The organism is Pirellulales bacterium (assembly GCA_019636345.1).
Taxonomy (GTDB): domain Bacteria; phylum Planctomycetota; class Planctomycetia; order Pirellulales; family Lacipirellulaceae.
This window is the reverse complement of record JAHBXQ010000001.1, coordinates 304927-329843: the sequence shown is the minus strand read 5'-3', so window position 1 is coordinate 329843 and position 24917 is coordinate 304927. Positions and strand designations below refer to the sequence as shown.

Below are 24917 nucleotides of genomic sequence, written 5' to 3'. Positions count from 1 at the left end.
TGGTCAAGAGCTTTCCTCGCTTCGCTCAGACCTCTGCTCTTGACCAACTCCGAGAACCTTCTCGTTACCCGCCCTCCATAACGTCGTAACCGAGGAGTAACCCTATGCAAAGACAAGCAAGTCCTGAACACCCCGAAGCACTTTCCGCCGAGATGCTCTCGGCCCACCAGCCGCTGCCAGCGAACGTGGAGATCCGATGCCTCTCTGGCATAGAAAGCTATATCGACTACTGGGCTGAGGTCGCAGCCGCCTCCGCTGGGGAGCTCTTCGCCATGACCGTCGTCGCCATCCGTAAGCACCACGATGCGGCTCAAGTGCATCACCGGCTGGCCCCAGAGCACGGCAGTATCTATTCGCTTGGGGTTGGCAAGCTCATTGCCTTCTACAGCTTCCACCAAGGCGTGGTGCATGTCCGCGGGTACGCACCGAATCTGCCGGACCACGAACTGCCGAACAACGTTTCCGACTGTGACGCGATGGCGTTTGGTGGGTACTACTCCTGAGGCGCCATACCGCCCGCAACGGAAACGGAGGTGCGTTTGTGTTCCGGCCCAAACGCACAAAGACCGCTTAGAAAACCTTCGGTCTGCCAACCCTCCTTTCCATCACACGCGTGAGCCTTCCCTCGCTCCCGTGTGTGTTTCCTATGGAACTTCGTCCAAATCCATACTGATTCGCTCCGCGAATCAAAACCCTATCCTGCTTGCGATACCATTGCTCGTCGCACTCGGTCGCTCGCTATCGGCTCGCCGACACTCGCTAGCAACCCACCAGGGAAGCTCGCACGCGTCCGCGTCGCTCCTCGCTCCGCCAAGAAGGGCCCCGGTGTCCTGAGACTCCGGGGCCCTTGGCGAACTCACTGACGGCCTCGGCTCGATTGCCACTGGCCGGTCACGCCTTTCGTCGTTGAGGACTCCTTCCGGTGACTAGCCGGAAGCTCAAACGGGTCTGGACCTGCTCCAGCCCATCCTCCGCCGGTCGTTTGCTCGAAGCGCTGCTTCGAACATTCGACCGCTTCTACTTGGCGCCCACTCCCACGGTTCTCTCTGACTCGACGCCGGTTACGCGTCGCCCCGCCGTCACCACGACGGCGGCAAGGGAACCGCTTCCCGCATTAGTCTTGCCATCTGCATCTCGACTCACGTGGCTAGCTGCCCGTTAGACAGCGGACCTGAACCTCCGCAGAGGTCTCAACGGTGCGTGCCGGGTCCCCCCGGTCGCACTTTCGTTGACTCCAAAATGGGAGCCAACATTTCAGCGGCCAAAACACACAAACTGCCGCTTACCGTCCCGTCGAGGGCTGTTCGCCGTCCGGGGTCGCCTGTCGGCTGCCCCGAACCTACTGGCTGCGTCTTTCGAGATACTGACCGAGAAGGGGTTGCCCCCCTTTCTCCGCTTGAGCTCTTTCCGCTCCGGGCTTTTCTCCCGGATGCCCGCTCGCAACCTACGAGCGGCGGCGTTCGTCGCCGAACGCCGGGTCCACGGCTCGGCCGAGGTTGAAGGAGGCCAAGGGCCCCGTCATCCCCCTCGGGTGGATTAGCCGGTCCGTTAGACCGGGTCACCACTTCCAGCAAGACGGCCTTGCGTTGAGCGACAATCTCAACGCCAGGTCTTTCTGCGTCGCCCGTGTCTGGACCGTCCTGGCGGACGGTCGGGCGAATTGGGTCGAACCACTGGATTACTCTTGTGCGATACAAAGGCACAAGGATTAGTCAGCGGAGCACCCATCGAGCACGGACAAGCCCCTTTCGAGGCATCCGGCTCTACCGGCGAAGAGCGGTCGAGAACGACCTCGGCTGGTTAGGCCAACACGCTTAGGGAGGGGAGTCACCCGCTCCTTTACCGCGGTCTCTTCCGCCGTCAGTGAGTGCGTCACGTTTGGTGAGCACGACATGAGCGACCAGGCACGTCGGCCTCGTCGCGAACCCCCAACCATGCCCTTTCTCCCCCTGCAAATCAAACGGCGTCCCACCGGCTCGCCCCGCGTGACGTTGGCCCGCTCGTTCCCAGGGTTCGCCTAGGCGGCTCGATGGACTCTTGCGGACGCCGATTCTTGGTTTGCAGGCCATCTTCTTCGAACGTTCTTGCTAAAGAGGCTCCCTAGCCCGCGGAGCAACGGCGTCGCCAAGGGCCTCGCTGCGCTCCCGGCCCTTGTCACCCCCGCTGCTATTTTCCGCGGGGGAGCCGCTCTGTTCGTTTCGTTCTCAAGTTTCTCCTCGTGGGCGACGCCATTGCCCTCATCGATTACGAAGGGCGAATGGGTCGCCCACTTTCTAAGGAGAAACAAAGATGACTGAGCAAACCAAGAACCAGCCCATCCACGAAGTCCGACTCGGCCGCATCAAGGCGACCATCTGGCGGAACGAGACCGAAAACGGCGAACGCTTCAACGCGACGCTGACCCGGCTCTACCGCGTTGATGAAGAGCAGCGGGAGGGTCCGAAGGACAAGGGCTGGCGAGAGTCCACGAGCTTCGGCCGCGAAGACCTGCTGTTGGTCGCCAAGGTCGCGGACCTCGCCCACACGTGGATGCACTCGCAGAACGGCGAGTCGAACGGCGAGAACGGAGCTTCGTAGCCTCCATGCCTCAGCCAGACGGCCTCGACCAGCTCGGGGCCGTTTGGCTCACTTCCTGCTAGTGAACCCTTCTCTCACTGGCCCCCCATGCCAGCCTTCAAACACTGCTTGTTCGGCCGCCGCGCCCTACGCCATCCGGCGTCGGGCTCATCCTCTTTCATACAAGCCTCGACCCTGCCGGAATCTTGCGGTCCCTCCCAGGCCTCGGCATGTGGATAACTGGATTGCTGTCAGGCCTGTCCGCTCTTTGAGCGGCGGTCCTGTCTGTCCTTTCTAGGGCGGTACTCAGCAAGCTTCCTACCGCTCACCAAAACGTCACTCGCTATTAGGCTAGGGCCTGCGAGTGGCTTCGTGGCCCTCTTGGGAGGGCCACTACGAAAAAAATGACAAGCTGGTCGGGCCCGGCTAGGGCCGAGCTGTTCCGACCAGCTTGGGCGCCTCGGCGTCCAGGGCCGCCGAGGTTTTCCGCTGCACGCGTCAAAGTCTCGCTCATCGCTCGACCGCAAGAAGTGCTCCGAGTGTCTCACCGAAGAAGGCATAAATGCCTCCATCGTCGAGCCTCTCTCCGCTGCACACCCGTTGCACCTGCCGGTATGCCGGGGGGCCAGTGATTGCCTAAGAGGCCCTGCTTCCCAAGGTCGAATACGCGGATACAATGCGTATACGCCGACACGCTGGCAACGCGGTAACCTGTTGCCATGATGGGCTTTGCCACGTATCTAATGGAGAGCGTTTTTCAGATGGAACCGATGGAGAACGTCCAAGGCAAGCTGCCGCTGGAAACCTATCGGAAGCTCCGCGCCTACATGGAGCTGCACGGCATTGAGACCCGTAGCGACGCGGTCAGGAAGCTCATCGCGAAGGCCCTCGCGGACGAATCGGTCATCGAGAGCGTCCGCTTCGAGCACCAGGAGACCAGAAAAGAGATGGAGCGGCTGGCGGCCTTCCTCGCCGGGAACCTGCACGCCACCAAGCCGCTCGATTCGGCCGAGACGAAGGCGGTCATCGACCGGATCGCCGCGAAGACCAAGTCGATGGAGTAGCCGCCATGCTCTCTGCGAGCGTCGTAACTGGAGACGGGAAGTACTTCACGGACCTCGCCCGAGACGAGTACTACACCAAGGGGGGCGAGCCGCCCGGCCGCTGGTTGGGGTCAGGGGCTGTGCATTTCGCCCTGGACTGCAAGAAGGTCCACCGCGACGCGCTGAAGTCGTTGCTTCGCGGGTTCTCCCCGCTCGACCACGAGACCAAGCTGGTCCAGAACGCGGGCAAGCCGACTCGGCAGTCGGGGCTCGACTTCACCTTCTCGGCCCCCAAGTCGGTGTCGGTGTTGTGGGCGGCCGCCCCGCAGGAAGTCCAGCAAGAAATCCAGAAGTGCCAGGCCGAAGCGGTTCGGGCGGGCATCGAGTACCTAGAGCGGAACGCCGCGTATACCCGGCGAGGCAAACAAGGCTCGGAGGTTGAGCACGCGAAGCTGGTCGTTGCGACTTTTGAGCACGCCACTTCGCGAGCGGGCGACCCGCACCTGCACACGCACTGCGTCATCGCCAACGCTTGCGTCCGAAGCGATGGCACGACCGGCACACTCTACGGCCGCGTGGTCAAGGATGACGAAGGACGCATCCTCGACGTAGAGAGCCCGCTGTTCGACCACAAGATGGCGGCCGGGGCCATCTACCGAGCCGAGCTGGCGGCCCAACTCGCCCGGCGGCTCGGCGTTCAGCTCTCGATGGACGACAACGGGTTCTCGTTTGTCATCGAAGGCATCGCGAAGGAGGCCTGCGAACATTACTCCAAACGGCGCGAGAAGATCGAGGAGCAGTTGCGGCAGGTCGGATTCGAGACGGCTGAAGCCGCCGAGATTGCGACCCTATCGACTCGGACGGAGAAAGCAGAAGTCAGCCGCCCCAAACTCTTCGAGGAGTGGAAGGAAGAGCTGAAAGCGTTCGGCGTCACCACCGAGACCCTCAAAGAGGTCACGGGCAAGATGCTAGCAACGTCCTACACGCGGGAGGACTCTGCCCTGGCTCTGCGTGAGGCGGCCGAGGAGCTTGCGGGCGAGATGGGCTCGTTCCCCGTCCGCGAGCTGCACCGCGAACTCGCCAATCTGCTCCAGACGCAAGGGGTTTCCGCGAAAGAGATCGAGACGCTCGTCCAAGAAGAAATCGTGTCGGGGGAGCTGGTGAGCTTGGGCGAGGAAAAGCTATCGCGGGTGCTGTCGACCCAAGGCGTGCTCAAGGGGGAGTGGGAGTACTCGTCGCTCGTCCAGCAGAGCGCCAGCGACCCGCACCATCGCCTAGAGAACTCGACGCTCCGCACGGTGTTCCGCGAGAACGAGGAGTCGACCACGGAGCACACGCTCTCCGAGGAGCAGCGGTTTGCGGTCTCTTACCTGACCCAGGGTCTGACCCGGCGCGGCGAAGTGGCGGGTGGCGTCCGTGTGCTGACGGGGGACGCGGGGACCGGCAAGACGACCGTGCTCCGCACGGCGAAGACCGCGTGGGAGAAGGAGGGATGCCGGGTCGTCGGCGCCGCCCTCGCCGGGCGAGCTGTGCTTGAGCTGGAGAACAGCTCGGGGATCGAGTCGTTCACCGTCGCGAAATGGCTCCACGACAACGCGAAGGCTGCGAGCGAGCCGCATCGCGACTCAGCCGACCAGAAGAAGACTCCCCAGCTAGACGCCAACACGGTGCTCGTCATCGACGAAGCCGCGATGGTCGAGACCCCTTCGCTCTACCGATTGGCGTCCCTGGCGCGCGCGAAGGGGACGCTCGTCTGTCTTGTTGGCGACGAGAAGCAATGTCAGGCGATTGGCCACGGCGGGGCCTTCACCGTCACAAGCCGGGCTGTACCGGGAGAACGCTTGACCGAGGTCTGGCGGCAGAAGCAAGCCGAGGACGTGGAGGTCGCGGTGAACCTGGCGAGCGGCAAGGCGGACCTCGCCCTGCGGAGTCTCGCCGAGCGGGGACGCGTCCACGTCCGCGCGACCGAACGGGAAGCGATGGAAGAACTCGTCTCGCGGTGGAAAGAACAGGGGGTGAGGGACCCGGCGGAGAACCAAGTGCTCGTCGGCACGCACGAGCAACGCAGGTCGCTCAACGAGATGCTCCAGGCCGAGCGATTGGGCGCCGTTCAACGGACCTTGGGGGCGGCCGTCACGAATCACGAGGGGCAGAAGTTGTACGCCGGTGACCGCGTCCACTTCCGCGAGTCGCTCCACTTCTATAGAGACGCCGAAACGGTTGGCGAGGTCGTGGAGGACTTCGCGAAGAACACTTGGCTCAAGAAACAAGTGTCGCGTCGCGAGCAAATCAACCGCGGCCAGTTCGGCACGGTTCTCTCCATCAATCCGTTCGCCAAGTGCATCCGCGTGGCGATGGACGACGGCCGGACGCTCGACGTGCCGTTGGAGGTGATGACGCGTCCCGAGGAGGGACGACCCCCGCTTTTCAAAGCGATTCGCAAGGCGGAAATCGCCTTGGGGTACGCCGTCACGACCCACGCCGCGCAGGGCAGCACGTTTGAGAACATCTACGTACTGGCCGGAGGACCCGCTCAGGACCGTGAGCTGTCCTACGTGCAGTTCTCGCGAGCATCCGAGAAGACTGAGCTGTTCACCAGCGAAGGTGAGGCGGGCGCCGAACTCACGCTGCTGTCGCTCCGCAGCAAAGCCGAGCTTGAACGGGACGACCAGCAGCAAGAGGAGTACGACAAGAAGCTCAAGCACGTCTTCGAGGGAAAAGAATCCTTGAAGCAGTGTCACCTCACGCGAGTGATGTCGCGGACGCGACGGAAAGTGTTCGGGCTCGACCGCGAGAAGGAGGTCGCAAACGAAGAGCAGGAGAAAGAGCGGTCGCTGGAGCTTGAGCGATGAGCGCGCCACCACAAGTTGCTTCCGACACTCGTTTACCCATCGAGCTTGTGGCGTATAGCAGGCGACTTCACGCGCGCTGGCCGGTCACCTCGGCTGTTGAGCCTCAACTACACCTGCACGCCGACGGCCGCGTCGAAGTTGAAACCAAAGCGGGTCGCGTTTCACTTGGCCGATTGCCTTCGCACGCTCTACTTACGGACGGCGCCGCCGTGATGGCGGGTCCTCGGGGCGATGGTCGGTATCAGATCGACGTTCACCGCTCGGACTCGCACGAGGCGGTCACCTATCTTCACGAGTTCGGAGTGTGGTATCGCATCGAGTATGCGCCTATCGGGGCGAAGCATCCGCCGACGAGTTCGACACCGAAGCCACACGGCACGGAGGAAGAGGGAGTCGCGAGATTGATCGTCGACCCCGACGCTGTCGTCGAGTTGTTTGGGTCCCATCAGGCGGACTTATACGACTACCCGATTAGGCTTGATCGAGGCGGTCGAGTCGTCCTTTCCGACGACGAGGCGAGAGTCCTGGAGTTTGGAAGGACCTACACGCTGGCCGACGGGTCCGAGCTGTTCTTGACTAAGTCGGCCCCCGATGGCTTCGTCGCTCAATTGAACCTGAGACTGCGAACCTTCGACCGCTTCGGTGAAAAAACGGCTATCTGGGTCTACGACGAAAACCGGGGCTGGGCTGAGGTTAGAACCTCTCCGGAACCTCTATGGAGTAAACACCAGCCGTTTCGCCCGCTTAATCTCTCCCAGTATCACTGTACGACGCACGCACTAGGTACCAGCGTCATCCTCGACCACATCAAGCTGGGGGGGTGGCTGCTAGGAGACCGGCTGCCGATTGAGTCGGTCGAGCTGACGGAAAGCAGGCAGGTGACGCTTCTGGGGCGACACTACCTGCTGCTCAACCCGGGGGGCGTCCAGAAATTCACGTGGGGACAAATCGTCGTCTCGCAGTGGGGCAACACCGTTCAGGTCGATTTTCTCGGCTACTACTGGGAGCGCCATTTTGCATGGACGGTGCTTCATACCGGCGACGAGTGGAAAGAAGTCCGCTACTCGTGGGAACCAATCCACGACGGCGCCCCTGATGGGTTCGGTCGGTTTGCGTACGTCGCGAAACTGGAGGAGGACTTTCGTCTCAACCGTGGAGACCTAGCCGAGCCCATCCCTGGCGAGCTTTCGCTTGCCGACCGGCAGCGTGCGGACCAACTGATCGCCTCCGACTATCGGCGCCCCGTCAATCTCCCTGCGATTCGGTTCGGCGGGGCCCCTCTCCGCGAGTCGCATGTCGCGCAGCACTTCTTCTTTCACGGGAATATCGGCTCCGGCAAATCGGTCTTCATGAAGGAACTGCTGCTGCAAGTCCTCGAACGGGCGTTGCAGGACCCGCGTGTGCGGGTGCTGATCCACGACCCCAAGGGCGACTTTGTGACCATGCTCGACGACTCGTATGGCGCCGCTAATGAGTCACTGTACAAGATCATCAATCCGTTTGATGACAGAGGAGCCGCTTGGAATATTTCGCGTGACCTCGGGGTCCTCTCCACCCGACGCTTCGCCGACATGCTCTTTCCGGACGACTCACGGGACCCCTTCTGGCCGAAAATCAGCCGGGTCCTGTTCCAGGCCATCGTCGAGACGTTCTCCAGACAGGCCGAGTCGTGGGGGTTGCGGGACGTGCTTACCGCCTGCCTCTGCTGCGACAGCCTTGACGCGGTGCTTGGCCAAAGCCCCGGTGGCCGCCGCTTCAAGCGGCTGTTGAGCCAGACCCGGACGACGAAGGGGAACATCGTCCAGACCTTGATTGCTTACCTCGATGACTTCGTTCCCCTGGCGTGCGCTTCGAAGGAAGCCGAAGCGGAAGGTCGCTACTTTTCCGTTCTGGATTGGGCCCGTCGCGTCCCGAGCGAACCCCCGGTCCTGCTGATGACGGGGAGCCATCAGGCGGCCGACGTGCTGGCTTCGTACTATCGCGGCCTGATCCGCCTGGCGGCCGACAAACTGCTCGACGGTCCGGAGGTCGAAAATCCGATCACTTGGCTGTTTATCGACGAGGCACAGATGATGGCTGACCTCGACGAGCTGAGCGGCATCGCGGACAAGGGACGCTCCAAGGGGCTAGTGCTAGTGCTCGCGACGATGAACGCGCTGAAGTTTGAGCAAAAGGCGGCCGCCACCAACGAGAAGCACGCAGGCTTCTTGATGGGACTTGGCAACAAGGCGCTGCTGCGGTGCGACAGCGAGTTGGCCACCTGGTCGTCGAAGTTCTTCGGTAAAGGCTGGCGCACTAAGACCAACCTGACAACCGGCTCGACCTTGAACGCGGGACGCGACGCCAGCACCTCGGCCAGCTCCTCGGAGACAACCAGCGACCACGAGACCGACCTGGTGCCGCCGAGCGGTTTTGCGGACCTGCCGAGCGGCTCGCCTGAAGGAGGTTTCCACGCCTTCATTAAGTCCGACCCTGAAATTAACGGCGGCATGTGGAAGGACGTGCTCGCGGGCGACGGCAGGCAAGATCCGCTTCCTCCGCCGCCTCGCAACGAAGAACACGAGAAGACCGAGGAGCAGCTCGACTATCTTCCCGAGTGGGAAGCGCAAGACATCAGCCGCCTCCGGCTGCCGCCGAAGCTGCTGGCGACCCTGCGTGGTGACGCGGAGCCAGAAGACAAGTCTGACGACGCAACCGCACACGAGATTGTCGAACCCGACTTCTGAGGCCCATCGGTAGCAAGGCGGGGATGGCTACATGCGTGAGTCAACAACTATTACAATTCATTACGTGCAACCGTCGGAAACTCGGCGAGCCGCTCGTGCGCCGCTGAATCTTGCTTGGAGAAAGCGATCGTAATGCGAGTCATCCTCCTCAACGACATGAAGGACCCGAAGGCCCAACGCTTCAAGCTTGTGCTCTTGGTGTTGTTTCTGTTGCCTGTACTCGCAGTTCTGTACTACTTCACTGCCGACTACATCGCGTCACATAAGCGGCACGATTCCACGCAGGAAGATGAGATTGAGCTGCGGGCGAAGCAGGCCGCTTATAGCGCGAACGATGGCCTGCTCGAAGTAATTCAGATTGTCAAGCAACTCGACCGCGATGCAAAGCGATACTTCGGGCCCACTCACGAGTGGCCCGAGGGGCGTCCCGAGACGCACCCATCGATCATGAAGTGGGTTAACGTCAGCGAAGACACGGAGCCTTTGCGAGAGTACCACGAACTAGACGCCAGTCGACTCGCACTGGAGAAGACGCTCGCGGAGCTGGCCGAGCAAGTCGATCAGGCGGCGTCCCGTTCGAGCGGGTCGGTCGCGTCCGAGCTACGAGTCAAGCGGCTTGCAGAGCAACAACTCACCCAGGCGATCGCCGACGCCCAGGCACTCGCCGCGAGTCTCGACGATCTGGGAGCAAAGTACCTCTCATTCAAGGAGACGCAGTAATGCCCCGAGCCTTGTCCGCGTTCACCCTCAGCGGCTGCTTCATCAGCCTTCTCGCTGTGAGCAACTTGTACGCTCAGGAAGCGAAGGGACCCGCCACGTTTGCCGACCGGTTGGAGAACTACCGCCAGTCGATGTTGGAGGAGCAGAAGAACCTGCTCGGGAGCGACCCAAAGCTCGCCGAGTTCGTCGCCGTGGCCGAGCAGGCCAGGAGCCTGGTCAACGCTTCGGACCCGGCGCCGGGCCAACCGACGCTGCTCAAGCTCCATCAGGAGTTCAGCACCCGATTCAACGAGCTGCTCCAGAGCAACCTGGGGCGCTACGTCGCGACCGAACAAGAGGCGGTGCAGGCGTGCTTGCGGTTGGAAGAGGTCAAGAAGGGCTTCTCACCGGAGGCCATCGCCGAACGCTATCGTCGCCTCGGCAAGAGCATCGAGGTGCTGCAAGGGTACAACGCGACGCTCGGAGAGTTCGACCCGGAGAACAACGAGACCGCGAAGGCGATTCTCGCCGATGCGACGTGGGTGAATGACTACTACGCGAAGGTCAAGAAGCAGGTCGCCCTGCTCAACGCCTTCGAACAGACGGCGTCGGCAGACGCAGCGGCGAGTAGCGCCGACGCGGTCGCGACGAAGGCGACTCTTCGCCAGGCGATGGACGCTTATCAGGCGGAGCAGCTCTTGGAGAAGCTGGACCAGGACACGTCCGCCATTGAGAAGGCGACGGTGGAAGCCGAAGCGGCCCAGCGGGCGGCCGACGTGGAGATCATCAAGAAGCGGGCCGTGGTCGAGGTGGAAGCGAAGAAGAAGTTGGCCGCGGTGGCTCGCGAACTTCTGGCGGCCGAAATGGACTTTAAGGCGGCCGAGCAGCGGCTAACGACCGCCAGGGTGAGGCGCCAGGAGCAGGCGACGCTCGACGCCGCTGAAATGGAACGAACCCTGTCGGGCATCGACAAGGAAGGGGCGGAGCAAGAACGGCTCGACGCGGAAGAATTGGCGGCCAGGGCTCGCCTCATCAAGTACCTGCAAAGTGCGCGGGTCAAACAGTTGCTCGCACCGTTCTGCTCCCCCGGCAGCATGGCCGCCTCGAATGCGCTGGGCCAGGGAAGGAGAATCGAGGAGATCGGCAAGCATCCCATGTCGCTTTCGCAGCTCGCGAAGTGCGAATGCCTGGCGAGCACTCGTCAATCAATGGAGTATCTGATTACCGTAGCGAACGATGAGAACGACCGCCCCGGATGGCCCGTGACTCACGAGTCGTGGGAGAGACATGGGGAGACTTTCCGTGACATCGACGGAAAGAAGGTCAACCCGTGCGTCGAAGGCCAAAGGATTCTGCGCGAACACGGAGGACTGCTCGTCGAACTGAAAATGTTGAGGCCGTAAGCTTGAGCAACGACCGATGGGGGCGGGTTCCTTCCGAGAACCTGCTCCCTGCCGGTCGCGAGGACGCCTGGGCCGTTCGGTCATGTCGGGTACCGTGACTTGATCATGGATGTCCCGAATCGATGGACAACAGCTTGCGGAATCGCAAGGTTTCGAGCGTCGATTCGAGACTCCCTGGGGCGGAGTTGGAGGTCTGGGCGAGGTATCGAAGCGCCGCGTCGTGCAGCTCGTCCGCTTCCTCCTCCACGAGGCCGACCAGCCGCAGCAGCTTCTCGAACGAGAGTTCCATCAGTTCGCTGAGCGTCAATAGGTGCCTTGCGGAAGGCAGGCCGCTCCCCTTCTCCAGCTGCTCGATAACCTCGACGCTGAAGCCCGCGTCGTCGGCGAGTTCTGCTGTCGAGAGCCCGTGTTCGAGCCGCCAGTCGACGATGAGTCGTCCCAACGCTTCGCGCCCGAAGGTCGAAAGGTAACGCGGCGTGCGGAGCTGCTTCAACTCCTCCGACGGATCTGGTTTCGGTCTCAGTTCCACCACTTTGGCGCCGCGACCAGGCGCAGCGCCGTTTCTCTGTTTCATAATCAACTCCTGTCACATTGCACCGCCTCGAAATTGAAACGGCGTTTGAGCGGGAGGATGCCACAAACAGCCGCCCTAAGCGAACCCCCCCGACCAGTCGAGCCCTTTGCCTCGTCGAGTGAAGAGGCTCCCGGCGTTCTTCAACCGTTATGGACCGAACGCACGTTCGGTTGCCGCGCATTCGCGAGTTGGCGGCTTGACCCTGTGGGTGATTCCATCGCGTAGCCACGTTTGGTAAGGTTAGCTAACCTACTGCGACAGTCCGACCTGACGCCAGGAAGCGAAGCAATGCCCAAATTGGATGGCTACCTCCGAATCAAGGAGGCCGCAGAGTACCTCGGCGTCTCGCCGAACACGCTGCGGAACTGGGGACGGAGTGGCAAGCTGGCGGAGCGTCGCCATCCCATCAACCGATACCGGCTCTACGCCAAAGAGGAACTCGACGCACTGCTCAGCGAAGCCGAGACACCCGAGAAAAAGACCAGGAAGCGACGCAAGCCGAAATAGACCTCGACGGAGGGCGAACGTGCCCGACTCCTCTCACGAATCCGAATGGCTCACCCGCAAGAAGCGGATTGACCCCAAGCTCAAGGCATTGGGTTGGGAAGTCGTTCCATTCGTGGAGGGCCACGAGCTATCTGAGTACTCCCATCACGCGATTGAGGAGTATCCTACGGCCAACGGTCCCGCCGACTACGCCCTTGTCGTCAACGGTCAATTGCTTGGCGTCGTCGAAGCAAAAAAGCTCTCCCTCGGCCCGCAAGGTGTTCTGCTGCAAGCCGAACGCTACTCAAAAGGCGTCGCCGACAGCCCATTGGAATACCGTGGCTTCCGCGTCCCGTTTCTCTTCTCAACCAATGGGGAGGTCGTCTACTTCCATGACGTTCGCCACGAGCTAGAACTCTCACGCAAGCTTGCCGATTTCTACACGCCATCGGCACTCGCGGAACTCATGGCGACCGATATCGAAGCAGCTTACCCCAGGCTTCAGCGGCTTCCGAACAATCACCCCCGGCTGCGGCCATACCAAGGCGAGGCGAACGCCGCCGTTGAAGAGTCCATCATCGGCCGCAAGCGACAGATGCTAGTCGCCATGGCGACCGGCACCGGCAAGACGTTCACGACCGTCAATCAGATTTACCGGCTGATGAAGTCGGGGGCGGCCAAACGAATCCTCTTCTTGGTCGACCGACGTGCCTTAGCCGCCCAGGCGGTGAGGGCGTTCGCAGCCTTTGAGCCAGAGCCGGGCCTTAAGTTCGACCACATCTACGAAGTCTACAGCCAGCGGTTTCAAACGGGCGATTTTGGCGACGACGAGCCGTTCGACCCCAAGGTATTGCCCAAGAACTACCTGGAGAACCCGACGCCAGGTCATGCTTTTGTCTACGTCTGCACCATCCAACGGATGACCATCAACCTCTTCGGGCGGCAAGCGGTGTTTCAGACCACCTCGGAAGAGGAAATCGACGACGATGCCGAGCAACTCAAAATACCGATTCACGCCTTCGACCTCATCGTGGCGGACGAATGCCATCGCGGTTACACCACTGGCGAGGTCTCTGTATGGCGGGATACGCTCAACCACTTCGATGCGATCCGCGTGGGGCTCACGGCGACGCCCGCCGCCCACACCAAAGCCTACTTCAAGGACGTCGTCTACCGCTACGAGTACGAGCGGGCCGTCCGCGAGGGCTTTCTCGTCGATTACGACGCCGTGCGTGTGAAGTCGGACGTGCGGATGAATGGAGTCTTCCTCGACGAAGGAGAGGAAGTCGATATCATCGACCCGGACAGCGGGGCCGAGACTCGCGACGCCCTTGAAGATGAGCGCCAGTTTGCGAACACCGAAGTCGAACGCGTGGTGACCTCACCTGACTCCAACCGCAAGATAGCTCAAGAGCTGAAGAAGTACGCCGACGAGCACGAGCAGGCGACCGGGCGATTCCCGAAGACGCTCATCTTCGCCGCCAACGACCTGACCCACACGTCTCACTGCGACCAATTGGTCGAAGTCTGCCGCGAAGTCTTTGGGCGTGGCGACGCCTTCGTTCGCAAAATCACAGGGCGAGTCGACCGGCCGTTGCAGCAGATACGTGAGTTTCGCAATCGAAAGAATCCGGGGATTGCTGTCACGGTCGACTTGCTCACCACCGGCGTCGATATCCCGGACCTGGAGTTCATCGTCTTCCTGCGACCGGTGAAGTCACGCATCCTGTTCGAGCAAATGATGGGTCGCGGCACCCGCAAGGGAGAGCACCATCCCGATAAGTCGCACTTCGTCGTCTTCGACTGCTTCGACGGCACATTGCTCGAATACTTCCGCAAATCGACCGGCATCACGGCGGAACCGCCCGATAGGCCCGCTCGCACTATCCAGCAGATCATCGACGACATTTGGAGCAATCGCGACCGCGACTACAACGTCCGCTGTCTGGTGAAACGCCTGCAACGGATTGAGAAGGAAATGGATGCCTCGGCCCGCGAGACGTTCGCAGCATTCGGCATTGCCGATGGGGACGTAGGCAAGTACGCCCGTGCGTTGCCACGGAATCTGAACGACGACTTTGTTGAAACGATGAAGCTGCTCCGTGACCAGGGGTTCCAAGACCTGCTCGTCAACTACCCCCGCCGCAAGAAAATCTTCGTGCGGGCAACGGAGCACGAAGACACGGTCACCAGCGAATACCTCATCCGCGACGGCAAGGGGAACGAGTACAAGCCGGAAGACTACCTCGCCGCCTTCGCTCGGTTCGTCGAAGAGAACACCGACAAGGTGGACGCCATCGGCATTCTGCTCGACCGGCCTCGTGACTGGAACACGTCAGCCCTCTCGGAACTCAAAGACAAACTGGCCACTGCCCCTGAGCGGTTCACCATCGAGAACCTTCAGCGGGCTCACGAGCTGCACTACCACAAGGCCCTTGTGGAGATTATTTCGATGGTCAAGCACGTGGCCGACGAAGCCCAGCCGCTGCTGACTGCCGAGGAGCGAATCAACCGTGCCTTCTCGAAGCTGACCAAAAACAAGTCATTCACCGACGAACAACAAAAGTGGCTCGACCGTATCCGCGATCACTTGGTAACTAGCCTCTCAATTGACGAAGACGACTTCTCGTTCATGCCTGTCTTCGAGCAGGCAGGCGGTTGGGTGCGTGCGAATCGGGTCTTCGAAGGCAAGCTCAAGGAACTCCTCGCCGAACTTAACGCAGCCATTGCGGCCTAACTTACCTACTTCGAGAGTCATGATGTCTATTCACAAAGAGAAACTCGACCTCGCAGAGGAACAGGCTGATAAGAATGAGCCTCTGCAAGCAACTGTGCGTGAATTCCTGGGGTGGTTTGGTTTCGAGCGACGCGGTTGGCGAGTTGTACGCGACATCAGGGCAACCCTACGAGAACACAACCTCACCACACAGCCCGACTTTGAACACACGTGGTTTGATGGATCCGTTGCGTTTGTACGACCTAGTACTGAAGCAGAAAGGGTTCAGACAGCTAATGCTGAATCGGTTCTAAATATGGAGGATGTGGCGGATGCTACCATTGTCAAAGCCCTAGTCGGAGGAGCGGTTGAGGACCCAGCCTTTCGGATTGGCAAGTTAGATGCCGCAAACACTGCACCAGCGAGTATTCCTCCAACAGCGAATCTCCAGGAAGCGATAACAGTGATGCTTCGTGATAACTTTTCACAACTGCCGGTAATGACAAGTGAACGAGAGGTTAAAGGTGCAATCACATGGCAGTCGATAGCAAAGCGCACGGGGTTGGGGCACCAATGCGAGACTGTGCAGGACTGCATGGATTCTTCCGTCGAGATCGTTACTGAAGATGACTCGCTATTCCGTGTAATCGAGCGAATAAGAGAGAACGATTTTGTTCTTGTACGTGCAAAGGACAGACGCATATGCGGAATTGTTACTGTGGCGGACCTGAGCGAGACACTTGATGAACTTGGTCGACCATTTCTACTACTGAGCGAAATTGAGAACCACATTCGTGGCCTAATCGATGGGAAGTTCTCACGAGAAGAACTCAAAGCTGCCAAGAATCCAGGAGATGAGGAGCGTGAAGTAAGCGATGTGTCTGACTTGACGTTCGGCGAATACGTCCGGCTTCTCCAGAATCCAGCTAACTGGCAGAAGCTAGGTCTGCCCATTGACCGGAAGACTTTTGTCGATGACATGGAGCGAGTGAATCTAATACGCAATGACGTAATGCATTTCGACCCTGACGGTATTGGTGAAGATGACCTTGAGACGCTTCGAAAGAGTTCACGGTTTATTCAAGAACTTCGCGATTTAGCCGTGAGCCAGGAACAATGTGATGAGTGACGTTGTCCAAAAACTCTGGGGCTTCTGCCATACGCTTCGCCATGACGGCATCGACTATGGAGACTACATCGAGCAAATTACCTACTTGCTCTTTCTCAAGATGTCGAACGAGCGGGGCATTGACCTGACCAAGGTCAAGATGCGGGCGGTCGACGACCCCAAGAAAACAACCGTACTCGACTGCTCTTGGCCAGCCCTCACGTCCAAGGCAGGCACCGACCTGACCGACTACTACGCGAACGTATTGCGGGCACTCGGTCAACAAGAAGGCTTGCTCGGCGATATCTTCTCGGGGGCACAGTCGCGTTTCAACAAGCCGACCAGCCTCAAGCAACTCTTGACCACCGTCGACGAGACCGAGTGGACGACGCTCGAAGTCAACGTCAAGGCAGACGCCTTCGAGGGACTGCTCGAAAAGGCGGCTGCGGAAGGGAAGAAGGGAGCCGGGCAGTACTTCACGCCGCGACTGCTCATCCAGTCCATCGTCCGCTGCATGAAGCCCGATCCTCGCACAACCAAGGACTACAAGATTTGCGACCCCGCCTGCGGCACGGGCGAGTTCCTTGTCTCGGCGTATGAGTGGCTGCTGAGCGTCACGAAGAACGGGGCCGACCTCGACCGACCGACCGCCAAGCGGGTGAAGGCCTCCACCTACTACGGCCAAGACCTCGTCGCTCGCCCTCGCCGTCTGGCCCTGATGAATCTCTACCTGCACAACCTGGAGCCTCATGTCGGCCTGGGCGACTCCATCTACGACCCACCGCCGGGTGACCGGTTCGATTGCATCCTCACCAACCCGCCCTTCGGCACTCGCGGGGCGAATCAGGCACCCACGCGAGACGACTTCACGATCGCCACGAGCAACAAGCAGCTCAACTTCTTGCAGCACGTACTCACCACGCTCAAGCCCGGTGGTCGGGCGGCGGTCGTCGTGCCCGATAATTGCCTGTTTGCCGACCAGGCAGGCGAGGTCTTCAAAATCATCGCCGAAGACTGCGACCTGCACACCGTGCTCCGGCTCACCAACGGCACCTTCACGCCGTACAGCCCCGGCACGAAGACGAATGTCGTTTTCTTCACCAAGGGCTACCCGACCGAGACGGTTTGGATTTACGACAACCGCACCAACATCCCCGGCCTCACGAAGAAGGACCGCCCTCTCACCGCAGAGCATTTCGCCGCGTTCGAGAAATGCTATGGCAACGACCCCAATGGGCAGGCGAAGCGAAAGGCGAGTGACTCGAAAGAGGACCGCTGGCGAAAGTTCAGTATCGCCGAAGTAAAGGAACGCGACTTCAAGCTCGATAGCCTCAAGTGGCTGCGAGATGAGTCGCTCGACGACGCCGACGACCTTCCTCCGCCGGAGCAGCTCGTCACCGATGCAATCTCGGAGTTGGAGAGTGCGATACTGGAACTCAATGGCGTTGTCGCTTTGCTAGAGAATGGTGGTTCGTAGTGCAACAAGTGCTTCCCAATCTGCTCTTTGGCAACGAATCGGCTTGTATGCTCGACACGAGCGGTGCGGTGGCGGTGGTGCATGCCTGCAAGGAACCATGCCATCGTGCCGCCGTCGGCTACTCCAGCCGTAGCTTGCCAAACACGCACCCGAACTACCTGGTGTTGGAGCGAGACTACCACTTGTTCTTGAATCTGATCGACCCACCGGCTCCGCTCTTCATGATGCCGTCATTCGAGGCCTTTCTTGCGTTCGTCGACAAGCACATTGCCGAGCGACGAGTCGTCATTCACTGCAACCAAGGCGAGTCGCGTGCTCCCTCACTGGCATTGCTCTATCTAGCGAAACGGACGGATGAGTTGCCGAGCGACTCTTACGAAGCAGCGGCACAGGCTTTCCGTGAACAGTACCCCTACAATCCTGGGCGTGGCATCCAGTCGTGGCTCTCGCAGCATTGGGAGGAAATCCAATGAGTGATGGCCATGAAGGCAGCAACGGGATACTGCCAGAGGGTTGGGGCACATTTCCGCTCGGACAGTTAGTTTCTCCCTCGAAGGAGAAGATTGAACCATCCCGGTGTCCAGACGCCCCCTATCTCAGTCTTGAGCACATCGAGTCTGGCACAAATCGAATCGAATCAAAAGGAGTAGCGTCAGACGTGAAGAGCACAAAGGCCGTGTTCCATCGCGGCGACGTGCTTTACGGAAAGCTCCGTCCCTATCTGAACAAAGTCACCATCCCAGACTTCGACGGAGTGTGCTCGACCGACATTCTCGTCTTCCGCCCATCTACTGGCGTTCTTCCCGAGTACCTTCTGCGATTCCTTTCTGAGTCATCGTTTGTGCAATACGCCACAGACCATCAGAAGGGGAACAGTCTGCCACGAGTGGCATTCGGCGACTTGGCGAAGTATCCCTTGCCACTACCCCCATTCGCCGAACAGAAGCGAATCGTGGCGAAGGTCGAGGCTCTGCTCGCGCGGGTGAACAATGCCCGCGAGCGGCTCGACCGCGTGCCCGACATCCTCAAGAAGTTCCGCCAATCCGTCCTCGCCGCCGCCTGCTCGGGTCGTCTCACCGCCGACTGGCGTGAGGAAAATCCCAATGTTGAGTCAGGCGAGTCGTTGCTCTGCCTAATGCGGAAGAAGCACAAGGCGGCCTGGGAATCCGCAGAGTTGGCGAAGCTAGCTGCAAAGGGCGGAGCCCCACGGAGTGACGGTTGGAAGAAGCGATACAAGGCAGAATCAGACATTGAGCTGACTGGTCTACCGGAGGTGCCAGAAAGCTGGGCATACGGTCGGACAGATGAACTTGTCGAGCCTGACACTGTTATTACCTACGGCATCGTTCTGCCAGGCCCACAAGTCGACGAAGGAATTCCCTACATTCGCGGGCAAGACATCGACGACCGAGGGCGAATCCTTGTTGAGCAACTCGCGAGGACTGCCCCGGAAATCGCAGCGAAACATTCTCGCTCACAAATCGCAGAGGGCGATGTGCTTCTGTGCGTAATCCGAAATCTCAGAGTGGCGGTTGTGCCACCTGGGCTCGATGGCGTCAATCTGACACAGGGAACTGTGCGACTCCGTCCTTCCGATGTGGTTTCCGCTACATACTTAGCCGCCTACCTCGCAGGCCCGTACGCACAAGAGTGGATGAAGCAACGGTACGTTGGTCTCGACATGCCACGAATCAACGTACGCGATTCGAGGGCCATCCCAGTGCCATTGCCCCCTAGAGAGGAGCAGGAAGAGATTGTCCGACGAATGACGCGGTTACTCGGCGTCATCGATTCGGTCGAAGACCGTGTGAGGGAGGCTACCGCTTCAGCAGAGAATATCTCGCATTCAGTCCTAGCCAAGGCATTCGCCGGAGAGCTTGTGGAAACCGAAGCCGATCTGGCCCGCCGCGAAGGCCGTGAATACGAACCGGCTTCGGTGCTGCTGGAACGCATATTCGGGCAACCAGCAAGAGCCGCTTCGGCGGTCCAGGTGGAGAAGGGACGTGCCATCCTCGACATCCTGTTACTCCTTGAGGCATGGGGCAAACCCGTTTCAATTTCGGCCCTTGAGCCCGCTCTCGTCCTGATGAGAAACGAAGCCGCAAGGCAAACTCTGCTCAAGGGAGTCGCTACCCCAGGCCAACGGCGGTCGATGGCAAATGAGCCCGAATTTGTCGACGGACTGGACACCATTTACCAAGGTCTCATCGCAAACGGAGCCGTTCGGAAGGCAGGCAGGAGCGGCTTAAAGCTGGCGAACTCCCAACTACTGGCCAAAGCAAGCAAGGCCGACCGAGCCCGAGCCGCAGAAACACTTCAGGCAATCCGAGCCCTCAGCACTCTACGAAGTCTACCCAAGGTGGTCGCTGCAATTACCAATGAGCGATACGAGATTACCGTTTGACGAAGCGGACGAAGGAATTCGCCCGGCTGCCGACCGATTGAATCCAATCCTGTGGATTCGTCGGCTGGTCATCGTGGAACGGCTCGCTCCAGACGCTCAGCCCATTCGGGAGGTCGAGTTCCGAAGAGGTTTGAACATTGTCGCAACGGCACGCCCCGATGAACTTGTGGATGGCCCCGTGGGGCACAATGTCGGCAAGACGCTTCTCACCCGGCTGCTGCGGTACTGCTTGGGCGAGCAGCATTTTGCGAGAGAGGCCGTACGGCCTGCAATCTCGGCAGCCTATCCAGAAGGCTTCGTAATTTGCGAAGTCTTGGTTGACGGGAGCTGCTGGGTGGTGGCTCGACCAATCGGGGACACACGATCCTCCGAATCGAAGTGCCTCCAAGTCAATGACTGGCGTTCCATCCTCGAAGAGCAGAACGGCGCAGAGCGATTCGCCAAGCTCGTGGAGACGATTGAGAAAGCGACCATCGCCCGCTTTTCCGCGACGTTGTTGCCCCACGTGAATCGGCCCGTCCGTTGGCTTGACCTGCTTGCCTGGCTCAGCCGCGACCAATACTGCCGATACCGTCATCCGTTGGAATGGCGGGTAGCGTGGACGGAGTCGGGCACGGCAGATCTGCACAATGAAGACGCGAGCATTCTGATTCGCCTCGTCATGGACTTGCTCGACGACGAGGAGGCCAAGCTCATTCACCGACACAAGCAATTGCTCACCGACAAGAACGCCAAGGACGCAGAGGTTGCCAAACTGGAACAACGACTTTCGCAAACGCGACGCTTCCTCGAAGAGCGTCTGCATATCGGGTCCGAGATGCTGACCGACGACCTCTTCGGAGAAGCAGCGAGGGGACAAGCGGAGGGAACCAGAACCGCCTTGCAGAAGCAACTGGCCGATCTAGACAAGGACAGCGAATGGAGTTCTCTGCTGGAAGAGTTGGAGGTCGCCAAACAAGCCGTCGCTCGCAAAGAGCAAGAAATCGCAACCCGCACGGCGGACCGCCAAACGAAGGAAGGGGAATTGAAGCAGCACGAAGCCGCTTCAAGTGACGACCTTGCTGCATCCCTTGCCAACCTGGGCGTTCCTTGTCCGCTACCGGCTGATTCCTGCCCCATGAAGAACCCGGCACGTCAACCGGGAACGATTGAGCCCTTCAGGCAAGTACGCATTCAAGAAGCCACTCAAGAGCTACAGTCGCTCGACCAATTGCTGGCGGGCTTGGAGGAAGAGAATAAGAGCCTGATTCGCCAACGCGAGCGACTACAGACCGAGGTCGATCAGCAGCAGGCGACGCGAAGGCAGCAAGAGCGGCGAATTCGCGGCGAACTGTCGGTGCTGGACGCCGTTGTCCAAGAAGCAAAGGACTTTGTGGATTCGCAACGGACGTTGCGGACTGCAACCGGGGTACTGGCACGACTCGAACGCGACCTTTCGCAATCACGCGAGTCGCATCACTCGGCTCGGAGCCAGTTGGTACAGCGGAATGCCATACTGAACCATCACTTCAACCTCGCGTTGCGGTCGCTCGTCGCGGTGGACATTGCTGGTTCTGTGCGGATGGACATGCGAGGGCTGCACTTGTCGTTCGGCGACAAGGAGCCCGCTCTCGGCGAAGCCATGGCGACCTCAGAAACAGTGCTGAGTCTCGACATTGCCTGCCTGAGTGCAGCAATCTGCGGTCTGGGGTACTCGCCAAGGTTCGCAATTCACGACAGCCCGCGTGAGGCCGACCTTGAACCGCATATCTACGCTCGGCTCTTCGTGTATCTCAAGTCGCTCGAAGATGCGTTTGGCGGGAGTGAGCCTTCGTTCCAGTACATTGTGACAACGACGACTCCTCCGCCGCCAGACATGGAGAAGCCGCCGTATTTGCGGCTGGTGCTTGATGCCAGGAGCGATGAGGGATTGCTACTGCGTAGGCGATTCTGACAATTGGCAAGGACGTTGTTAAATACTCCCTCTTGAGATCGGCAGAAACTGATGAAAGCATCAAAAGTCTTATTGCGATGGTACAAGTCGTTCAACGTCAACTACATGAACTATGCCGACAGGAGACAAGGCATTCTCCCAAGGCCGTGGAATTCGTTGCACGTAGACGGAGGTGGGGACACTGACTACGAATTCATCGAGATTCCGATCGAGAAAGACATCACAACAATTGTCGGGGCGAACGAGAGTGGCAAGTCGCATCTCATTAGCGCCATCAGCAAGGTTATCAAAGGCACGGGCATTCCCGGTGCATGGGACAAAGGACGCGAGTTCGGCTTGACTGACTTGTGTCACTATGCGTCGGTACGTTCCAAGAATGCGACGGTCTGGCCGAACATTGGGATGGAGTTCGCCGAACTGTCGGAGCAAGAGAAGAACTCGATAGGCGAAGCCCTCGGAGCCAAGGGGGCGTCGTTGGATTTTGGGGATGCATCGCGTTTCACCGTAATCTTGGGACCGAAGAGCGACGAAGAGTTTGCATATGTCTACGTCGGGAACAGCACTACTCCCGTTACTCTTGACAAGAGCACCTTCGGTGCCCTGCGAAAACTACTGCCGACGGTCAAGTTCATACAGTCCAATGTCGCTATCTCGGACCACGTGCCTATCTGTGATCTGCTGGCCGAAATGGGCGGTAAATCCGCCGAAGGCGAAGAGTTCTTTGGCTTCGAGGCGGCGCAAGCAGCCGTGCGGTTTCTAAAGTCGCTGACGCTTACTGCGAACCAGCAAGTACCCGCGGACATCGTAGGTAAGCTTTCCACCCTACAGCAAGGGCTAACCAACTCGGCCAAGAAAAAGTCCTCGGCAGTGCTTGAGACCCTGCTGTTCCGGGATGTGCTCGAAGTCACCTCCGATACCGTTGAGTTTCTTGCCAAACTGGGCGAAGAAGACCGCAGCTACGCGGAAGGCTTGGTGGAGACTTGGAACGACGAAGTCGAGAAGACGCTCAACCTATCGCACTACTGGCAGCAAGACGACCTGTTCAAGCTCCGCATGGATTTCAAGAGGGGCATCATCTTCTTCGAAATCTCGGACAAGACCGGCGCCGTCTACACATTTCGCGAGCGAAGCTCGGGGCTTCGGTTCTTTCTTAGCTACTACATCCAGGCAAAGGCGTTGGAGATTGCCACAAGAGAGAATAACTGCATCATACTGATGGACGAGCCCGATTCGTTCCTTTCAATCATTGGGCAACGGAACCTCTTGGCAGTTTTCGAGTCCCTGGTAAGCGCCGATACTTCCCGGCGGAATACACAGTTGGTCTACACGACCCACTCGCCATTCTTGATCAATCGGAACTTCCCTCGCCGCATTCGATTGGTGCGGAAAGGCGATGCCGAAGAGGGTACCCAGTTCGTGGACGAGTCTCGATTGCGGCGTTACGAGCCGGTTCGGTCTGCGTTAGGGATTGACTGTGCTCAAACTCTGTTCATGGGCGTGACCAATGTCGTATTGGAAGGGCCGACGGACCAATTCTTGGTAAGCGAGCTTATTCGTCTCTTCGTCACGCCCGAGAACGTTAGCGACTTTCTCGACCTGAATGCGGTAGTTCTAGTTTCTGCTGACAGCGCCCCTGGCATAGAAAAACTTTTGGCGGCTTCACGATGGGGCGATGAGAAGAATCCCGCCACGGTTGTCGTAGTGGATAATGACGATGCTGGGGAACTGTGCCGAAAGCGGATCACTGGAGTTGAACGCCATCGAGACGAACTCATCAAGAATGAGTTCGTCCTGACCATTAACGAAACGCATGAAGCGGATGAGAACCAGCAATGTGTCACGACCGAAGACCTGGTGCCTACTCGGCTCTACGCCAAAGCGGTCTGTGCCTATGTAGAGCGCTGGTTCCCAGATGAATACAAGGCAAAGAAGGCAGAACTTACCGAAGCCATTGAGAACGACGAATACGGTCAAAATGGCCTGGTCGCGGACACCAAGGAAGTGATGACCCAGTTCATCCATCCAGGTCGAAACGGTTACGACAAAATGGGCGTGCTCCACGAAGTTGTGCGATTGGCGACGGTGGCGCAAGCCGAGACAGTGCCAGATGAGACATTCAAGCTGCTGCGAAACCGCATGATATCGTTTTGCAGGGCACTACGGGAGAGAATTGAAGCTAGCGAGCAGGCCGAGCGTCGCACGACGGGCAAACAAGCAGTCGTACGCGTCGTACGCGACTTCTTTGTCAAGCACAAGGAATCGACGGGTGTCTACGACCTGGAACTCGTGCTCAAACGTTTGGAACGCGAGGTTGAGCTTCTGGGAGACGATGGCGAACCGCTCAATAACTACCTTCGACATTGCCTTGACGATGTGCGGAACTTGCGTTCGTCGAATCAGCAGAGAATTGTCGAGGATGAATGGGCACAGTGGCGGGCTCGGCTCGAACGTGTTCGTAAGAACCCGTTGAATCCGAACGGCGAGGGTGGTTCCAGTCAGAATAACGAAGATGGCAAATCAACGACTGCCGGAGTTGACAGGGAGGCGACTACGACTGCGCCCACCGAGATAAGCGAAGCAGCGAGTGCCGACAAGGAGAAGGCTAGCGCAACGAGGCCGAAGTGATGCGACCTGAGACCTGCGTCGGATACCTGCTTCACTACATCGTTCACTACAAAATCGGTCGATCCTGCACTACAAAGGGCGATTATGCGTCCGTTCACTACAAAAAAAGTTTCTCGAAAGCGCTTGCCATGCAATGACTTACGGCGATTACGGCAAGGGACGCGGGGGGCATTCGGGGACTTATGAGTCCCCTGCTCTAACCGCTGAGCTACCGGACCGTACAGCAAAGTCATCCTATTTTTACAGGGTTTGTCAAGTCGTAACCGCTCACGCCCCGGGGAGGAGTGAGGGTGTCGTTTGGCCGGTGATTCGCGC

Annotated in this window: 16 protein-coding genes; 15 read left to right on the top strand and 1 reads right to left on the bottom strand. The window is 59.4% G+C overall.

The window, feature by feature from the left end; translation table 11 throughout:
• Positions 1-104 precede the first annotated feature (104 nt).
• The 7 genes from KF688_01185 to KF688_01155 all read left to right on the top strand — a co-directional run bounded on the left by KF688_01185 (position 105) and on the right by KF688_01155 (position 11279).
• A complete protein-coding gene (locus KF688_01185; protein MBX3424267.1) occupies positions 105-503 on the top strand; it encodes a hypothetical protein in 399 nt (132 codons plus the stop codon).
• 1786 nt (positions 504-2289) lie between these two features.
• Complete coding sequence (locus KF688_01180; GenBank protein ID MBX3424266.1) at positions 2290-2577, top strand: hypothetical protein; 288 nt, start codon at positions 2290-2292, stop codon at positions 2575-2577.
• Between the two features lie 698 nt (positions 2578-3275).
• Entirely contained in the window at positions 3276-3620 is a 345-nt protein-coding gene (locus tag KF688_01175; protein ID MBX3424265.1) for a hypothetical protein, read from the top strand.
• 5 nt (positions 3621-3625) lie between these two features.
• Positions 3626-6451, top strand: a complete 2826-nt coding sequence (locus KF688_01170; GenBank protein MBX3424264.1) for a relaxase domain-containing protein — start codon at positions 3626-3628, stop codon at positions 6449-6451.
• Positions 6448-9177, top strand: coding sequence for a type IV secretion system DNA-binding domain-containing protein (locus KF688_01165; GenBank protein ID MBX3424263.1), 2730 nt, complete (start codon positions 6448-6450; stop codon positions 9175-9177). Before KF688_01170 ends, KF688_01165 begins: the two co-directional genes overlap by 4 nt.
• 132 nt (positions 9178-9309) lie before the next feature.
• Positions 9310-9897 carry a hypothetical protein gene (locus tag KF688_01160; protein ID MBX3424262.1) on the top strand — a complete coding sequence of 196 codons (588 nt, stop codon included), beginning with the start codon at positions 9310-9312 and terminating at the stop codon, positions 9895-9897.
• Positions 9897-11279: a hypothetical protein gene (locus tag KF688_01155; protein ID MBX3424261.1), complete on the top strand. Its 1383-nt coding sequence runs from the start codon at positions 9897-9899 to the stop codon at positions 11277-11279. The genes KF688_01160 and KF688_01155 overlap by 1 nt, the downstream gene beginning before the upstream one ends.
• 103 nt (positions 11280-11382) lie before the next feature.
• On the opposite strand, the gene KF688_01150 is transcribed toward KF688_01155, so the two are convergent.
• On the bottom strand, positions 11383-11853 hold the full coding sequence (locus KF688_01150) for a helix-turn-helix transcriptional regulator (protein ID MBX3424260.1): 471 nt from the start codon (positions 11851-11853) through the stop codon (positions 11383-11385).
• A gap of 288 nt (positions 11854-12141) precedes the next feature.
• Here KF688_01150 and KF688_01145 point away from each other — a divergent pair, with 288 nt between their 5' ends.
• The 8 genes from KF688_01145 to KF688_01110 are packed head-to-tail and all read left to right on the top strand — an operon-like array spanning position 12142 to position 24602.
• Entirely contained in the window at positions 12142-12360 is a 219-nt protein-coding gene (locus KF688_01145; GenBank protein ID MBX3424259.1) for a helix-turn-helix domain-containing protein, read from the top strand.
• A 19-nt stretch (positions 12361-12379) separates the two neighbouring features.
• The gene (locus KF688_01140) at positions 12380-15076 is read left to right on the top strand and encodes a DEAD/DEAH box helicase family protein (GenBank protein MBX3424258.1); all 2697 of its coding nucleotides are present in this window, start codon (positions 12380-12382) and stop codon (positions 15074-15076) included.
• A gap of 22 nt (positions 15077-15098) precedes the next feature.
• Positions 15099-16184 carry a CBS domain-containing protein gene (locus KF688_01135; protein ID MBX3424257.1) on the top strand — a complete coding sequence of 362 codons (1086 nt, stop codon included), beginning with the start codon at positions 15099-15101 and terminating at the stop codon, positions 16182-16184.
• Entirely contained in the window at positions 16177-17640 is a 1464-nt protein-coding gene (locus KF688_01130) for an SAM-dependent DNA methyltransferase (GenBank protein MBX3424256.1), read from the top strand. The genes KF688_01135 and KF688_01130 overlap by 8 nt, the downstream gene beginning before the upstream one ends.
• A gap of 47 nt (positions 17641-17687) precedes the next feature.
• The gene (locus KF688_01125; protein ID MBX3424255.1) at positions 17688-18113 is read left to right on the top strand and encodes a dual specificity protein phosphatase family protein; all 426 of its coding nucleotides are present in this window, start codon (positions 17688-17690) and stop codon (positions 18111-18113) included.
• Entirely contained in the window at positions 18110-20044 is a 1935-nt protein-coding gene (locus KF688_01120) for a restriction endonuclease subunit S (GenBank protein MBX3424254.1), read from the top strand. Before KF688_01125 ends, KF688_01120 begins: the two co-directional genes overlap by 4 nt.
• Positions 20019-21977 (top strand): hypothetical protein, encoded by a 1959-nt coding sequence (locus tag KF688_01115; GenBank protein MBX3424253.1) that lies wholly within the window; start codon positions 20019-20021, stop codon positions 21975-21977. The genes KF688_01120 and KF688_01115 overlap by 26 nt, the downstream gene beginning before the upstream one ends.
• Before the next feature lie 51 nt (positions 21978-22028).
• Entirely contained in the window at positions 22029-24602 is a 2574-nt protein-coding gene (locus tag KF688_01110) for an AAA family ATPase (GenBank protein MBX3424252.1), read from the top strand.
• The last annotated feature ends 315 nt before the right edge of the window (positions 24603-24917 follow it).

Bases quoted from the DNA above. Each gene is read 5' to 3' on its own strand.
- KF688_01185 (MBX3424267.1), top strand. From the start codon at position 105: ATGCAAAGACAAGCAAGTCCTGAACACCCCGAAGCACTTTCCGCCGAG.
- KF688_01180 (MBX3424266.1), top strand. From the start codon at position 2,290: ATGACTGAGCAAACCAAGAACCAGCCCATCCACGAAGTCCGACTCGGC.
- KF688_01175 (MBX3424265.1), top strand. From the start codon at position 3,276: ATGATGGGCTTTGCCACGTATCTAATGGAGAGCGTTTTTCAGATGGAA.
- KF688_01170 (MBX3424264.1), top strand. From the start codon at position 3,626: ATGCTCTCTGCGAGCGTCGTAACTGGAGACGGGAAGTACTTCACGGAC.
- KF688_01165 (MBX3424263.1), top strand. From the start codon at position 6,448: ATGAGCGCGCCACCACAAGTTGCTTCCGACACTCGTTTACCCATCGAG.
- KF688_01160 (MBX3424262.1), top strand. From the start codon at position 9,310: ATGCGAGTCATCCTCCTCAACGACATGAAGGACCCGAAGGCCCAACGC.
- KF688_01155 (MBX3424261.1), top strand. From the start codon at position 9,897: ATGCCCCGAGCCTTGTCCGCGTTCACCCTCAGCGGCTGCTTCATCAGC.
- KF688_01150 (MBX3424260.1), bottom strand. From the start codon at position 11,853: ATGAAACAGAGAAACGGCGCTGCGCCTGGTCGCGGCGCCAAAGTGGTG.
- KF688_01145 (MBX3424259.1), top strand. From the start codon at position 12,142: ATGCCCAAATTGGATGGCTACCTCCGAATCAAGGAGGCCGCAGAGTAC.
- KF688_01135 (MBX3424257.1), top strand. From the start codon at position 15,099: ATGTCTATTCACAAAGAGAAACTCGACCTCGCAGAGGAACAGGCTGAT.
- KF688_01130 (MBX3424256.1), top strand. From the start codon at position 16,177: ATGAGTGACGTTGTCCAAAAACTCTGGGGCTTCTGCCATACGCTTCGC.
- KF688_01125 (MBX3424255.1), top strand. From the start codon at position 17,688: ATGCTCGACACGAGCGGTGCGGTGGCGGTGGTGCATGCCTGCAAGGAA.
- KF688_01120 (MBX3424254.1), top strand. From the start codon at position 18,110: ATGAGTGATGGCCATGAAGGCAGCAACGGGATACTGCCAGAGGGTTGG.
- KF688_01115 (MBX3424253.1), top strand. From the start codon at position 20,019: ATGAGCGATACGAGATTACCGTTTGACGAAGCGGACGAAGGAATTCGC.
- KF688_01110 (MBX3424252.1), top strand. From the start codon at position 22,029: ATGAAAGCATCAAAAGTCTTATTGCGATGGTACAAGTCGTTCAACGTC.